This is a genomic window from Streptomyces sp. NPDC005863, from assembly GCF_042871345.1.
Taxonomy (GTDB): Bacteria; Actinomycetota; Actinomycetes; order Streptomycetales; family Streptomycetaceae; genus Streptomyces.
Genome location: NZ_JBIAII010000009.1, coordinates 178553 through 193759 on the forward strand (window position 1 = coordinate 178553; position 15207 = coordinate 193759).

Genomic DNA, 15207 nt, shown 5'->3' on the forward strand with positions numbered 1-15207 from the left:
GGGAGGCAAGGCATGGGCGACAAGGCGAACGCACACCCCGGAGCCGCCGGCAGGGCGGCATCGGCCGACCACCCCGCGTCCCTACGGAATGTGGTGCTGGTCGGCCACAGCGGTTCGGGCAAGACGACTCTGGTGGAGGCCCTCGCGCTCACCGCGGGGGCGGTGAACCGGGCGGGCCGCGTCGAGGACGGCACGGCCCTCTCCGACCACGACGAGATCGAGCACCGCCAGCAGCGTTCGGTGCAGCTGTCCCTGACCCCCGTCACCTGGGGCGAGCACAAGATCAACCTGTTGGACACACCTGGATACGCCGACTTCGTCGGGGAGCTGAGGGCCGGTCTGCGCGCGGCGGACGCGGCCCTCTTCGTCGTCTCGGCGGCGGAGGGCGCCGAGGGCATCACCGGCGCGACCCGCATGGTGTGGGAGGAGTGCGCGGCGGTCGGCATGCCGCGGGCCATCGTGATCACTCACCTGGAGTCGGCCCGCGCCGACTTCACCGCGATGACCCGCACCTGCGCGCAGGCGTTCGGCGCGGACGACCCCGACGCCGTGCTGCCGCTGTATCTGCCGCTCCACGGCGAGCAGGGGCCGGACGGCCACGCCCCGGTGACCGGCCTGATCGGGCTGCTGTCGCAGCGGGTCTTCGACTACGCCTCCGGGGAGCGCAAGGAGTCCGAGCCGGGCGAGGACCAGCTGCCGCTGATCGAAGAGGCGCGCAACAAACTGATCGAGGGGATCATCGCCGAGAGCGAGGACGAGTCCCTCATGGACCGTTATCTCGGCGGCGAGGACATCGACTTCACGACCCTCGTGGAGGACTTGGAGCGGGCCGTGGCCCGCGGCATCTTCCATCCGGTGCTCGCCGCGGCCCCCGCCGCCGAGGGTGCCCGCCAGGGCATCGGCACCGTCGAGCTCCTTGAGCTGATCACCGGGGGCTTCCCGACCCCGCTCGAACATCCGGCGCCTGCCGTGACCACCCCGGACGGCAAGCCCAGGCCCGCGCTGAGCTGCGACCCGCAAGGCCCCCTGGCGGCCGAGGTCGTGAAGACCGCGTCCGACCCGTACGTCGGCCGGATCTCGCTCATCCGGGTCTTCTCCGGCACCCTGCGCCCCGACGAGACCGTCCACGTATCCGGGCACGGCCTGGCCGACCGGGGCCACGAGGACCACGACGTCGACGAGCGGGTCGGCGCGCTCTCCTCCCCCTTCGGCAAGCAGCAGCGCGTGCTCACCCACTGTGTCGCGGGCGACCTGGCGTGCGTGGCCAAGCTGACCCGCGCGGAGACCGGCGACACCCTCTCCGGCAAGGACGACCCGCTCCTGATGGAGCCCTGGGACATGCCCGACCCGCTGCTTCCGCTGGCCATCCAGGCCCACAGCAAGGCCGACGAGGACAAGCTGTCGCAGGGCCTGTCGCGGCTCGTCGCCGAGGACCCGACGATGCGGCTCGAACAGAACCAGGACACCCACCAGGTGGTCCTGTGGTGCCTCGGCGAGGCGCACGCGGACGTCGCCCTGGAGCGGCTGCGCAGCCGGTACGGCGTACAGGTCGACGTGGTGGCGCACAAGGTGTCCCTGCGCGAGACGTTCGCGGGCCGGTCCGGTGGCCGGGGCCGTCATGTGAAGCAGTCCGGCGGGCACGGCCAGTACGCGATCTGCGAGATCGAGGTCGAGCCGCTGCCCGGCGGCAGCGGCATCGAGTTCGTCGACAAGGTCGTCGGCGGCGCCGTCCCGCGGCAGTTCATCCCGTCCGTCGAGAAGGGCGTGCGCGCCCAGGCCGCCAAGGGCGTCGCCGCCGGGTACGCGCTGATCGACGTGCGGATCACGCTGCTCGACGGCAAGGCACACTCGGTGGACTCCTCCGACGCCGCGTTCCAGACGGCGGGCGCGCTGGCGCTGCGCGAGGCCGCGTCCGGAGCGCGGATCCATCTGCTCGAACCGGTCGCCGAGGTGCGGGTGCTCGTCGGCGACGACCATGTCGGCGCGGTGCTGAGCGATCTGTCGGGCCGCCGCGGCCGGGTGGTCGGCACCGAGCAGGCGCCCGGTGGGCGGACCCTGGTGCGGGCCGAGGTCCCCGAGATCGAGATCGGCCGGTACGCGGTGGATCTGCGCTCCCTGTCGCAGGGCACCGCGCGCTTCAGCCGTACGTACGCACGGCACGAGCCGATGCCCGCTCAGCTCTCCGAGAAGATCCGTGAACAGGCGCAGCGCACCCCGTAGTTGACACCTCGGCGCGGATCCGCCCGCCCCCTGCGCGACGGGGGGCGGCATTCGGCCGCCCCCTGACGGATGTCGGTGCGCCCGGATACGCTGATGACCTGATCAACGGATGTGCCGGTCGGCAACAGGTGTGCCGGACAGGGAAGTCGGGAAGAGCCGCAGCAGCGAAGGCGTCGCGGCGATGGGGGCGGCAGTGGCGGACGATGTATTCGACTTCAGGCCCGGGGCCCAGGTTCCGCTCTCGGGCACCGCTGGGCAGACGGCGGCGACCCAGGCCCTGGCCTCGGCCGCGTACCGCGACGGCGACGTGGACGGCATCCTCGCGGCCAACACCGAGTGGCACAAGTCCGAGGTGAAGCCCGGCCTCTGGTCGCTGTTCAAGCCGAATCTCGGCGAGGCCTTCGCGCGCACCGTGCAGGTGCGGATGCTGGGCGGCGGCCGCGGTCCGCTGATCCAGTCGTTCGGGACGGAACCGCAGGTCGTCGTCGAGCACTGCCTTGCGGCGAGCCGTATCCGCAAGGAGCGCGACAGCTGGCTGACCGCCGTGATGGTGCTGTGCGGGGTGCTCTTCCTGCCGGGGCTGCTGCTGTGGCTGGTCGTCTTCACCATCAGGCGGCAGGTCGCCAAGAGCGACGACAAGCGCGCGGGCGCGCTCGCCACGGCGGTGCTGGTCGCGGTGGGCGTGCTGGCCGCGCTCGCGCTGCTGAAGCTGCCGTTCGGCGGCTTCTGGGCCTGGTATCTGCGCGCGGCGATCGTGCTGCCGGTGGTGGGCTGGTTCTGGTCCAAGCAGATCGCCGAGCGCACCGCCCGGGACCTGCGGGAGCGCTGGTCGAGCCTGCTGGCGGGCGGCGGCATCGGCGCCAAGATCCCCGAGGCGGTGCCCGGCAGCCCCGGCGAGACGGCCGCCGAGCGGCTCCGCCAGGGCCTGGCCAGGCTCTCCGCGGAGCAGCAGAGCAACTCCGTGTTCTACGCGGGGCCCAAGGGCATATTGGGCATGGGCACGCGCTGGGGCAGCTGGCAGCTGGCCGAGGAGCTGGTGCCTGCCGACCCGGACAAGGAGATCCACCCCTTCCGCAGCTGGGATGTCATACGCGCGGTGCACGACCAGCTGCGCATGCTGGAGCGTGGCCCGCTGCACACCGGCGGCTTCCCCACCCCGGACATAAAGCACTGGATCGTCTCCCCCATCGGGGAGAACGCCAAGGCGGTGGCCCGCCCCACCGGCACGGACGTGGAGGCCTTCCAGATCCGCGGCCACGAGATACAGCGCATCTGCAACGAACAGCAGTTCGGCAGCGGCAACCGCCACTATCTGGGCGTGCAGTTCACGCTCTGGGACGGCCAGTTGGTCATCACCATGCTGATCACGGTGACCGTGCTGCACGAGACGCTGCGCATCGAGGTCACCGGCCACGCCCTCGGCCCGGTGCACTCGCTGTTCACCACCAAGCCCTCCCCCAAGACGAAGACGGTCGCCAAGCCGATCAAGTTCTGGGAGACCACCGACCGCAATCTGCCGCTCATCGACGCGGACGAGGTGGTGCGGCTCGCGGTCCGCGCCCCCCTCACCTGGTATCCGCCGCTGCTCGACTACCTCGGCGGCCGGCTGGTCCTGCCCGAGCCCTTCGGGCTGCGGCACGCCTGGGCGGACAAGCCGTGGCGGCACCGCTTCATGGCCGACGACGCGCTGCGCGCCGCCACCCCGGTGCTGCGCGTGGTGCACTCGGCCGCGATCAAGGTGCTCGACGAGAACGGCGTGAACACCGAGAAGTTCGGCGCCCGTTCCGGCTTCCTCAGCGGGGCGATCCAGGACCCGATGCCGCGGAAGGCGGACGTGTACGACGCCTGACGCGGGCCCGGCGCCGCTGTGCGCGGCGAAGGGCGGTGGACCAGGTGCGGCCCACCGCCCCGGGTACCGCACCGGCAGCCCCTGCCACGGCTACCGGTGCGGGCCCGCGATCAGATGGCCTGCCACAGGGCGGGCACGTTCGGCGGCTCCCAGCCCGGGTACGCGGTGTGGCCCTGGATGCAGCGGTAGCGGACGCCCTCGTAGCTGACCACGTCCCCCGCCGCGTAGGTGGCACCGAGCTGCCAGGTGGTCTCGCCGCCGCCCGGCACGGTGAGCGTGTACGTGGTGGTGTGGCTGACCTGCCCGTTGCCGGTGAAGGTCAGCGTGTAGGTGCCCGGCGCGGTGCCGGATCCGACCTCGACGGTGGCCGTCGCGGACTCGCCCGAGAGCACCGAATCCGGGCTGATGGAGACGCTCACGCCGGCCGGGGCGCCGGAGGCCGTGAGCCCCACCTTCTGCGCCGTACCACTGGTCGTGGCGGTGGCCAGGGTGACCTTCGCGGCGGAGCCGGGCTCGACCGTGCCCGAGGCCGGGTCGGCGGAGAGCGAGAAGTCGTCCGTCGGTGCGGGCTTGTCGCCGACGGCCGTCTTCCACAGCGCGTACGCGACGCCGTCCGCGCTGCGGTCGAGCGAGGTGGCGCTGACGTTGGCGGTGGTGTCGCAGGCGGAGTGGTAGCACGCGTCGTACGAACGGCCCGCGGTGCCGCCCCACTTCGCGGCCTCCGCCGCCGACTTCACGGCCGAGGCGCCGGTGGCGTAGCCGGAGGTGGGAATGCCGACGCGCTGGAAGGAGGCGTCGTCGGAGCGGCCCTGTCCCTCGACGTTCTCCTGGGGTGCGAGGTTGAGGGAGTTCCAGTAGTCCCGCAGGGGCACCGAGGCCGCGGAGGTCAGGTTGTTGATGAAGTACCCGGCGTTGCTGGAGCCCACCATGTCGAAGTTGTAGTACGCCTTGATCTTGGCGCGTTCGGTGGCCGAGAGCGAACCGGCGTAGTAGTCCGAGCCGTTCAGGCCCTGCTCCTCGTCGGTCCACCAGGCGAAGCGGACGCGGTTCTTCATGGCCGGGTTGTTCTGCGCCAGGGTCAGCGCGGCCTCCAGGATCGTGGCGGATCCGGAGCCGTTGTCGTTGATGCCGGGCCCGGCGGCGACGCCGTCGAGGTGCGCGCCGAACATGCGGACGTTGTTCGCGTCACCCTGCGGCCACTCGGCGATCAGGTTGTTGCCCGCGCCCGCGGAGCAGCCGGAGGCGCAGCTCTGCTCGGTGACCTGGTACCCGGCGGCCTCCAGCTTGCCCTTGACGTATGCGAGGGACGCCCGGTAACCGGCGCCGGCGGCGCGGCGGTTGCCGCCGTTCTGCGAGGCGATGGTGTTGAACTGCGTGAGGTGCGCCCGCACCTTCTCCACGTCGATGTCCGGCGGAGGCGTCGGGTTGCCGCCGCCACCGACGGTCAGCGTGTACTGGACGGTGTGCGTTTTGGTGCCCGCGGTGCCCGTGACGGTGATCGGATAGGTGCCGGGCGTGGTGGACGCCGTGGTGCTGACCTTCATCGTGGAGCTGGCGCCGGAGGTGACGGTGCCGGGGTCGAACGAGACGTTCACGCCGGTCGGCGCGCCCGCGGCGGTCAGCGCGACCTGCTGGGCGCTGCCGGTGACGGTCGTGGTGGTGACCGTGGCGGTGGCCGAGGAGCCCGCGTCGACCTGGCCCGAGGCCGGGCTGAGGCCGAGGGAGAAGTCGTTCTGCTGCCCGGAGCAGCTCGGGTCACCGCTCTGCGCGGGGACGCTGATGGCGTCCCAGGCGGCCTTGGTGGCGTTGAACAGGTCGCAGCTCGCGTCCAGGCTCTTCGCCGAGGTCAGCGTGGCGGTGCGGTAGCGCTTGTACGTCATGCCGCTGGTCTTGAGCAGCATGGCGCCGTAGAAGACCTTGCCGGCGTTCTTGGCGCCCACGCCGGTCACCTGCTGGTTGTTGCAGGTGGGGCTGGAGGGCTTGCCGCCGCCGGGGTTCGACCCCTCGGCGAGCAGATAGAACCAGTGGTTCATGGGCCCTGCCGCCTTGTGCTCCTCGGTGTTCGGGATCGAGGCGGAGTAACAGTTGGGGTCGTTGTTGACCCGGCTCGGGTCGTACATGTTCCGGATCGGGCCGCGCCCCTGGAGGTTGATCATCTCGCCGACGGTGTAGTCGGGGGTGTCGTACGGGGCGGGCTCGTTGATGTACGCCTCGGTCAGGGCGCCCATGATGTCGCCGGTCGCCTCGCCCAGGCCGCTCTCGTGGTTCGCGCCGCCGGGGGTGAAGGAGTCCAGGCCGTGGCCGAACTCGTGGGCGACGACGTCCACTCCGGCGATCCACTGGTTGGCGCTGTTGTGGCCGATGGTGACGGAGGAGCCGTCCCAGTAGGCGTTGAGGTCGTTGAGGCCGACGCTCACGGGCCAGCTGCCGCCGTTGCCGTTGTGACCGTTGCGGCCGAGCCACTCCTTGAGCATGTTCGACTGCTTCTGCGCGGCGAACATCACGTCGACGCAGCCGGTCTCGCGGCTGCTGGGGTCGCCGGTGCCCCAGTCGTCGGTCGCCTTGGTGAAGACTCCGCCCTGGTAGCTGGAGCACTGCAGGCCGGGCCGTGTGGTGTCGCGCAGCACGTAGTTGTTGCCGGACCTGGAGGTGTCGATGGTCAAAGGGTTGGGGCCGTTCCACTTGCTGTGGCCGCTGCCCGAGCGCACGTCGTCGTAGGTGTCGATGACCTTGCCGGTGCGCGCGTCGACGAACACGTGCAGCTTGCTGGGCTCGCCCGCCCGGGTGCGGCCGGTCAGCCGGGTCTCCCAGGCGAGCGTGGGCGCGTCCTTCTTGACGCGGACCACCAGGCGCTTGGAGTCGACCTTCTTGACCGAGGCCAGCTTCGTACGGCTCGTGCGGACCGCCTGCGCGGCGCTCACCTGCGCCTTGGTGGTGACCGAGATCGTGGCGTCGGTCGCGGACTGCACGGACCGCACCTTGCCCGCGCCGTCGGCGAGGACCACCGCGTCGCCGCCGACCACCGGTAATCCGCGGTAGGTGCGTTCGTACGCGACCGAGTAGAGGCCCTTGGCCCAGGGGGTGACCCGGTTCCGGTCGTACTGCTCCTCGGGCCCCTTGGCGAGCGAGTCGAGACCGCTGCGCACCGCCTTGTCGGCGGCGGCGACGGCTCTGGCGAGGGGGTCCGGCTTGCCCGCGGCGGGCGCGGTCCCGGCCGCCGAGGCGAGGGTGACCGGTACCGTCACCCCCGCGAGTGCCAGGGCCAGGGTTATCCCGGCCGCTGCGGTTCGTCTGAGCATCACGGCTCCTTGTGAGAGGTGTTGGCTCCGTCGGGCCAGGGGGAGCACGTGCGCGTCAGGCCGTACGGTCGTGCCCGCGACTCAGGTCCCGGACTGGCGGTGACATGACACCCTCATGGCTGGCGGAACCCTCACACCGGCCCGGCCCCCGGTCAACGGATTCCGGACCGTCGGCCCGCCCTGTCAAGAACTGGCAAGCGCGCCGGCACCGCCACGCCTCACTCCGAGGCGCCGTGCACCCGCTCCCGGTACTCCCGCACCTCCGGCAGATCGCCCCAGCGCCCGGCCAGCCGGTCGTGCAGACCGCGCAGCTCGACCGCGATCATCAACTCCCGTGCGCGCACCGCCTCTTCGACCACGGGGTGCGCCAGGGTGACCGCCGCGACCGGATCCCCCGCACACGCCCAGCTGTCCGCGAGGCGCAGGGTGAGGAGCAGCCGCGTGGAGCGCATGACGGGCGGAAGCAGCGCGTACGAGCGGGCCGTGGCCTCGATCGCGCGCCGGGCCACCGCCCGCTCCCCCGTCGCCGCCGCGAGGTCCCGCAGCGCCCCGCCGATCGCCGACTCCAGCCGCAGCACGCCCTCCGCGCCGGAGAGCCAGGGCGCTTCGAGGCGGTCCCGGTCGTCGAGGCGGGCGAATCTGCGCCGGGCCATGGCGATGTGCCGCCGGCAGGCGTCGGCGTCGTGGCTCAGCGCGTACGCACGGGCCTGATACAGGTCGGCCAGCGTCGTCATCCAGCGCCGCTTGGCGTCCACCGCCCCGATGGCCTGCGCGTACCCGAGCATCGACGCGGCGTCCCCGTCGAGCCGGACCAGGGTGGACATGTCGCTGAGGAGGGTCGCGCGGGCCTCGGCGTCCTGCGCGGCGTCCGCCCACCGCAGGCCGTGCCCGAGCCAGGCCATGGCGACACCGCTCTGTCCGCGCTCCATCCGCAGCCGCCCGGCGACCTGGGCGTACTGCGCGGCGAGCCGCAGCTGGCCGTACGGCAGCCGGCCCGTGGCGTTGACCGCGTCGGCCCAGCGGACCACGCCCCGCAGCAGCCGTTCCACGGTGTGCGCACCGGCGTCGGTGACGTGGGCGAACGCCTCGCGGATCAGACAGGCCAGCGCGGCGGTCAGACCGTGCAGCAGCTCCGCCTCGGCGCCGCCCGGACCGTCCGCCCCGCCGACGCGCTCGTACGACCCGGTCAGCCCGTTCAGTCCGGTCAGCAGCTCCGCCACCGAGCTCCGGTCGGGCGTCGTACAGCCCACCCTGCCGTGCAGCGGGCAGGCGAGCCCCTCGGCGGGCAGCCGCGCGGGCCAGGGCTGCGCGGCCGGCGACGCCTCGTCGCCGGGGGCCTCGTTGCCGGGGGCGTCCGCCCCGGGGATCGGGGCGAACAGCGTGGGCGTGAGGCGCGGGCCGGGGACGGCCTGCGACGGGGTCCGGGCAGCGAGGGTCGCGGCGAGTCCGCCGCCCGTCCCCAGGACCGCGTCGAGCCGGTCCACGAGGTCGAACGGCGGCTCCCGCAGCCCGCCCTCCAGCCTGCTGATGAAGCTGTGGTGGTAGCCCACCCGCCCACCCAGCTGCAGCTGGGTGAGCCCGGCCCGGCGCCGGTGGAAGCGCAAGCACCGCCCGAACTCCGCCCACCCCGGCGCGACCGCCTCTGCCGTGCCGACGGACATGACCCCTCCCGGACCGGGCGCTCCCTGGAAGGAGCGTGGCAGGAGAGGTCTCCGCCTCCAACCCTCCTATCGCCCAGGGGGGTTGGTGCAATACAACGCCGTCACTGCTGGTCGGCGGCGGTCGGCCAGGCGTCCGCGAGCATCTTCCGGGTGTCGCCGAGCAGCTGCGGCAGCACCTTGGTGTGGCCGACGACCGGCATGAAGTTCGTGTCGCCGCCCCAGCGCGGCACGATGTGCTGGTGCAGGTGCGCGGCGATGCCCGCGCCCGCCACGGCTCCCTGGTTCATGCCGATGTTGAAGCCGTGCGCGCCGGACGCGGTGCGCAGCGCCGTCATGGCCTGCTTGGTCAGCTCGCCCAGCTCGGCGGTCTCGGCGGCGGACAGGTCGGTGTAGTCGGCGACGTGCCGGTAGGGCACCACCATGAGGTGGCCGCCGTTGTACGGGTAGAGGTTGAGCACCGCGTACACCTGCTCGCCGCGCGCGATCACCAGGCCGTCCTCGTCGGACTTGGCCGGGATGGAGCAGAACGGACAGCCGTCGTCGGCCCCTGGGCCCGTGGGCTTGTTCTCGCCCTGGATGTACGCCATCCGGTGGGGCGTCCACAGGCGCTGGAACGCGTCCTGCGTGCCGACTCCGATCTGCTGCTCCGGCTCACTCGTCATGAGGTGAAGCATATGACTTGGCCCCGGGGAGAGGTCCCCGGGGCCCGAGCTCATCGCGGTGTCACCGTGCCGTCAGACCTGGACGCGGTCCTCGACCGCCTTCACGATCTTGGCGATGGCCTCGTCGACGGGGATGCCGTTCTCCTGCGAGCCGTCGCGGTAGCGGAAGGAGACGGAACCGTTGTTCATGTCCTCGTCGCCCGCGATGACCATGAAGGGCACCTTGGCCTTCTGCTGGTTGCGGATCTTCTTCTGCATCCGGTCGGACGACGCGTCCACGTCGACCCGCAGCCCCTGGGCGCGCGCCTTCTCGGCGAACTCCTGGAGGTAGTCGACGTGCCCGTCACCGATCGGGATGCCGACGGCCTGCACCGGCGCGAGCCACGCCGGGAAGGCGCCCGCGTAGTGCTCGAGGAGCACGCCGAAGAACCGCTCGATGGAGCCGAACAGCGCACGGTGGATCATGACGGGCTGCTGACGCGAGCCGTCCCCCGCGGTGTACTCCAGGTTGAACCGCTTGGGCTGGTTGAAGTCGACCTGGATGGTCGACATCTGCCAGGAGCGGCCGATCGCGTCCTTGGCCTGCACGGAGATCTTCGGGCCGTAGTACGCGGCGCCGCCCGGGTCGGGCACCAGCGGCAGGTTCTGCTTCTCGGCGGCGAGCCGCAGCGCCTCGGTGGCCTCCGCCCAGTCGGCGTCCTCACCGATGAACTTGTCGGAGTCGTCGCGGGTGGACAGCTCCAGCTCGAACTCGGTCAGGCCGTAGTCGCGCAGCAGGTCGAGCACGAAGGTCAGGAGCGTGTCGAGCTCCTGCGGCATCTGCTCCTTGGTGCAGTAGATGTGCGAGTCGTCCTGGGTGAAGCCGCGCGAGCGGGTCAGGCCGTGCACGACGCCGGACTTCTCGTACCGGTACACGGTGCCGAACTCGAAGAGGCGCAGCGGGAGTTCGCGGTAGGAGCGGCCGCGCGACTTGAAGATCAGGTTGTGCATCGGGCAGTTCATCGCCTTGAGGCGGTAGTTCTGCTCGTCGAACTCGATGGGCGGGAACATGCCCTCCGCGTAGTGCGGCAGGTGGCCCGAGATCTCGAAGAGCTTCTCCTTCGAGATGTGCGGGGTGTTCACGAACTCGTAGCCGGAGACCTCGTGGCGGCGCCGCGAGTAGTCCTCCATGACCTTGCGGATCACGCCACCCTTGGGGTGGAAGACGGCGAGGCCCGGGCCGAGCTCCTCCGGGAAGGAGAAGAGGTCCAGCTCGGAGCCGAGCTTGCGGTGGTCGCGCTTCTCGGCCTCGGCGAGGAACTCCAGGTGCGCCTTCAGCTCGTCCTTCGTCGGCCAGGCGGTGCCGTAGATCCGCTGGAGCTGCGGGTTCTTCTCGCTGCCGCGCCAGTAGGCGGCGGCGGAGCGCATCAGCTTGAAGGCGGGGATGGCGCGGGTGGAGGGCAGGTGCGGGCCTCGGCAGAGGTCCTTCCAGCACAGCTCGCCGGTCTTCGCGTCGAGGTTGTCGTAGATCGTCAGCTCGCCGGCGCCCACCTCGGCGTCGGCGCCGTCGGCGGCCTGCGCGGCGTTGCCCTTGAGACCGATGAGCTCCAGCTTGTACGGCTCGTCGGCGAGCTCGACGCGGGCGTCGTCGTCGGTGGTGACGCGGCGCGAGAACTTCTGCCCCCGCTTCTGGATCTCCTGCATCTTCTTCTCGATGCGCTTGAGGTCCTCGGGGGTGAACGGCTCCTTGACGTCGAAGTCGTAGTAGAAGCCGTCCCGGATGGGCGGGCCGATGCCCAGCTTGGCGTCGGGGAAGAGCTCCTGCACGGCCTGCGCCATGACGTGCGCGGTCGAGTGGCGCAGGATGTTCAGGCCGTCCTCGGAGGAGACCTCGACGGGCTCGATCTCGTCGCCCTCGGCCACGGCGTACGCCAGGTCCCGCAGCTCACCGGCCACGCGGGCGGCCACGACGGTGCGCTCACCGGGGAAGAGCTCGGCGGCCGTAGTGCCCGTCGTCACCACGCGCTCTTCCCGCTCGGAATCGCGATGGATGATCACACGGACGTCTGACACCGGTCTCTCCTACCTGAAAGGGGGGCGCGGCGCTTTCCGTCGCGCACGCACTAGGGATCGTACCGAGCCGCGGGCCCCGGCCGCGAAACGGATCTCTCCGTACCCCCTCAGTCGGCGCCGCACGCCCCCTCGAAGAAGTCCAGGTTCTCCTGGAGCGACTTCATGAGCCGGTCGCGCTCGGCGTCGTCCACCTGGACCGGCACCACCCCGCTCGCCCCGGTGAGCCTGCGGAAGCCGCCCCGGCTCTCCAGCCTGCCGTGCACCCGGATCGGCAGGCCGACCAGGTGCGCGTGGCCCGCGATGCGGTACGACTCCTCGTCCAGGACCATCCGGACCTGCGGGACGTCGGCGCCCGCGATCACCCGCACCCGTACGGCGCCCGCCCCGCTCGGCGCCGCCCGCCGCATCCGCACCACGGCCCCGGTGATCCGCACCGGCACCGGCGGCTCGTCGCGCAGGTACCGGGCGCCCGCCTCGCGCAGCACCGGCAGATCGCCGGGCGAGAACTCGACGGGCTCGGCGCGTGCCGCGCATCCTTCGGGCACCCCGGCGCCGGGCGCCCACTCCACCGCGACGCGCGCCCCCTCCGTACCGCGCACCAGCGCGACGAGGGCCTCGGTCAGCTCATGGCTGACGCCCGCCTCGACGGCGCCGTCGAAGGCGTCCATGCCGCCGGTGGCGCGCTGGTAGTCGACGGCCTCCCGGGCGGCGTACAGGGCCTGGTGCAGCCGGACCGCGAGCGGCCGTGCCGTCGTGACGGGCGCGAAGGCGGTGAGGCTGCGCCCGCCGGCGGCGGGCCCCACCAGGACGTGCTCCAGGGACGCGGCGGCGGGTCGGCGGTGCCGGGCGCCGTGGTAGCCGGCCCGGCCGCGGGCGGCGAGCGCACCGGCGAGCAGCATCTGCCGTGCGGCGGAGCGCAGTTGCTCCTCGGCGGGCCAGGTCGCGGCGCCCGCGGGCCCCGCGGGGACGTCGCGCCACCAGTGGATCTCGTCGCTGGGCACGGCGAGTCCCACCAGGACGTCGCGGGCGGCGGGCGCCGCGCTGCGGGAGAGCGCCACGAGCGCCTCGCCGATCAGGTCCTCGCAGTCGGGGAAGGCGCGGCTCTCGGGCACGAGCAGGCTGGTGCCCGCGCCGCCGGGGCCCGGCGGGGTCCAGCGCGCGTAGCGCCCCGGGGCGCCGCCGCGGCGCTGCCAGCCGTGCCGGGCGAGCAGCGCGCCGAGCACGGCGGGGTCGACCTGGGCGGGCTCGGGCGGCCGTGACCACGGGCCGGGGGCCGGGGCGGGGTGCGGGCGGACGGGAGGCACGGGCTCGTCGTGGTCGAAGGGGCGGTGCATCAGGGTCTCCCTCCCGTCCCGACGCGCGTCATGATCTCGCAGAGCGCGCGGTCGTCGAAGATCCGCGAGGTCGGGACGCGCACGGTGGTCCTGGTCCGGCCGGTCACCGGGTGTCCGGCGAGGTTGGTCCAGTAGCAGCAGTGCCGCAGGTCGAGCCGGTCGTGGCCGGCGCGCAGCCAGTCGTCGCGGGAGCGGGGCACGAGCATCACGACGAGGATCTTGTGGACCGAGACCGGCGTACGGGCGAGCTTCACCAGGTGCGCGTTGTCGAGCGTGAAGGAGAAGGCGGGCCCCGCCGGCTCGGGCGGTATCTGGTACGTGCACTTCAGCTGGACCTTGATGGTGACCTCGTCGTCGACCGTGTGCCCCGGGGCGCTGTGGCTGACGTGCCAGTCGATGCCGTTGTCCGGAAAGGGCTGGGAGAGCGAGCAGCCCGCGGCCGCCGCGACGGCATGCAGGTAGCCCACCTGAAGTGTCTCCATACAGGCGGTGGTGGCCAGTGTGCCGCGCGACGGTGCGATCCGACCGGGCAGCAGCCCACCCTGTTCGGGCTGCGCGAGCGCCATGTCCGACAAGCCTTCCGAAACCGGTGGTTCCCCGCTCGGGACGCCAATTCCGAGGTCCCGTACCTCTGTTGTCTCCGGGCCGCGTACAGCGCAAACGGCCCGGGTATCACCAGCGTGGGCAGGGGACCGAACGTCATCTGCCGGGACTGAACGAGGAGTTGCGTCACTATGACGTGCTGGTACGAGGGCCCCTTGGCCGCATTCGACACGGAGACCACGGGCGTCGACGTCGAGACCGACCGCATCGTGTCGGCCGCCGTCGTCGTCCAGCAGGGCGCGGGCACCCGGCCGCGCATCACCCGCTGGCTGGTGAATCCGGGCGTTCCGGTGCCCGCATCCGCCACCGCGATCCACGGACTGACGGAGGATCATCTGCAGCGCACCGGCCGCTGGCCGTCGCCGGTGATGGAGGAGATAGCCCGCGATCTGGCCGAGCAGAGCGCGGCGGGCCGGCCGATCGTGGTGATGAACGCGCCGTTCGATCTGACCATCCTGGACCGGGAGTTGCGCAGGCACCGCGCCTCGTCGCTGAGCCGGTACATGGAGGGCTCGCCGCTCTGCGTGATCGACCCGCGGGTCCTGGACAAGCAGTTGGACCGCTACCGCAAGGGCCGCCGCACCCTCACCGACCTCTGCGAGCAGTACGAGGTGGAGCTGGCGGACGCGCACGACGCGGCGGCGGACGCGCAGGCCGCCATGGATGTCGTCCGCGCGGTGGGGCGGCGCTTCGCGGGGCGTCTGGAGCGCCTCTCGCCGGCCGAGCTGCACACGCTGCAGGCCGTCTGGCACGCGGCGCAGGCCCGGGGGCTTCAGGCGTGGTTCGCCAAGAGCGGCACACCGGAGGCGGTGGACCCGGCGTGGCCGCTGCGGCCCGAACTCTCGGCGGCGGCCTGAGCGGACACGAGGAGGCGGAGGCGTCGGCACAACCGGAAGAAGCAGGCAAGAAAAAACCGGTCCGTCTGCTGACGGACCGGCATTCTCCGGGTGGGCGATACTGGGTTCGAACCAGTGACCTCTTCGGTGTGAACGAAGCGCTCTCCCACTGAGCTAATCGCCCGGGAACGCACCGAACAATACAGGTCCGGGCGCCCTTCCTTCAAACCGCGGTCAGCCGGGCCGCGAGGCCCCGCCGTCCGGCGCGCATCATCAGCGCGTGGTTCAGCAGGAACAGCGGCCGCCCCGGCACCGCGAGGCGTCGCATCAGGCGTCTGCGGACCACGACCTCCTGGTCGTAGGAGGCCCTGGTTCCGCCGGGCGCCGCGCGGACGGTCCAGCGCGCCCACCCCTCCAGGTCGCCGGTCATGGCGATCTCCAGGACCCCGGCGGCCGGGTCGCGGTGCCGCTCCCGCGCGGTGACGTGCAGGTCGTACGGCAGGAAGGACCGGAAGCGCGCGACGCCGCTCACCCCGTCGACGGTGGTCACCTCGCGCACCTGCGGCCACCACAGCGGGTACTCCTCCGCGCGCTCCAGGACGGCGTAGACGTCGGCGGGGGCGCCGGGCAGATCCCAGACGCTGCGGAAGCGGTAGTGACACCAGTCCATGGGGGCAGTCTGCCGGAAACA

10 protein-coding genes and 1 tRNA gene are annotated in these 15207 nt (G+C 72.0%); 3 read left to right on the top strand and 8 right to left on the bottom strand.

Going from position 1 to position 15207, the window contains the following annotated elements; all coding sequences use genetic code 11:
* Window positions 1-12 precede the first annotated feature (12 nt).
* Together ACFYO9_RS28280 and ACFYO9_RS28285 are read left to right on the top strand one after the other, a co-directional pair.
* Entirely contained in the window at window positions 13-2220 is a 2208-nt protein-coding gene (locus ACFYO9_RS28280; protein WP_358778760.1) for an elongation factor G-like protein EF-G2, read from the top strand.
* A gap of 181 nt (window positions 2221-2401) precedes the next feature.
* Window positions 2402-4069: a hypothetical protein gene (locus ACFYO9_RS28285; RefSeq protein ID WP_355819110.1), complete on the top strand. Its 1668-nt coding sequence runs from the start codon at window positions 2402-2404 to the stop codon at window positions 4067-4069.
* Between the two features lie 110 nt (window positions 4070-4179).
* Here the strand turns inward: ACFYO9_RS28285 and ACFYO9_RS28290 are convergent, their stop codons facing one another.
* The 6 genes from ACFYO9_RS28290 to ACFYO9_RS28315 all read right to left on the bottom strand — a co-directional run bounded on the left by ACFYO9_RS28290 (window position 4180) and on the right by ACFYO9_RS28315 (window position 13643).
* Window positions 4180-7368, bottom strand: coding sequence for a M20/M25/M40 family metallo-hydrolase (locus tag ACFYO9_RS28290; RefSeq protein WP_358778761.1), 3189 nt, complete (start codon window positions 7366-7368; stop codon window positions 4180-4182).
* A 218-nt stretch (window positions 7369-7586) separates the two neighbouring features.
* Window positions 7587-9029: a helix-turn-helix transcriptional regulator gene (locus tag ACFYO9_RS28295; RefSeq protein ID WP_358778762.1), complete on the bottom strand. Its 1443-nt coding sequence runs from the start codon at window positions 9027-9029 to the stop codon at window positions 7587-7589.
* A 101-nt stretch (window positions 9030-9130) separates the two neighbouring features.
* Window positions 9131-9703, bottom strand: coding sequence for an HIT domain-containing protein (locus tag ACFYO9_RS28300; protein WP_355819072.1), 573 nt, complete (start codon window positions 9701-9703; stop codon window positions 9131-9133).
* A gap of 60 nt (window positions 9704-9763) precedes the next feature.
* Complete coding sequence (gene thrS / locus ACFYO9_RS28305) at window positions 9764-11743, bottom strand: threonine--tRNA ligase (RefSeq protein ID WP_355819076.1); 1980 nt, start codon at window positions 11741-11743, stop codon at window positions 9764-9766.
* Window positions 11744-11850: 107 nt separating this feature from the next.
* Complete coding sequence (locus ACFYO9_RS28310; protein WP_358778765.1) at window positions 11851-13080, bottom strand: hypothetical protein; 1230 nt, start codon at window positions 13078-13080, stop codon at window positions 11851-11853.
* A complete protein-coding gene (locus ACFYO9_RS28315; protein WP_355819079.1) occupies window positions 13077-13643 on the bottom strand; it encodes a DUF4365 domain-containing protein in 567 nt (188 codons plus the stop codon). Before ACFYO9_RS28315 ends, ACFYO9_RS28310 begins: the two co-directional genes overlap by 4 nt.
* Before the next feature lie 168 nt (window positions 13644-13811).
* On the opposite strand from ACFYO9_RS28315, the gene ACFYO9_RS28320 reads away from it, so the two are divergent.
* Window positions 13812-14537 carry a 3'-5' exonuclease gene (locus ACFYO9_RS28320; protein WP_355819082.1) on the top strand — a complete coding sequence of 242 codons (726 nt, stop codon included), beginning with the start codon at window positions 13812-13814 and terminating at the stop codon, window positions 14535-14537.
* Between the two features lie 91 nt (window positions 14538-14628).
* Here the strand turns inward: ACFYO9_RS28320 and ACFYO9_RS28325 are convergent.
* Window positions 14629-14700, bottom strand: a tRNA-Val gene (locus ACFYO9_RS28325).
* A 39-nt stretch (window positions 14701-14739) separates the two neighbouring features.
* A complete protein-coding gene (locus ACFYO9_RS28330) occupies window positions 14740-15186 on the bottom strand; it encodes an SRPBCC family protein (RefSeq protein WP_355819085.1) in 447 nt (148 codons plus the stop codon).
* Window positions 15187-15207: the final 21 nt, after the last annotated feature.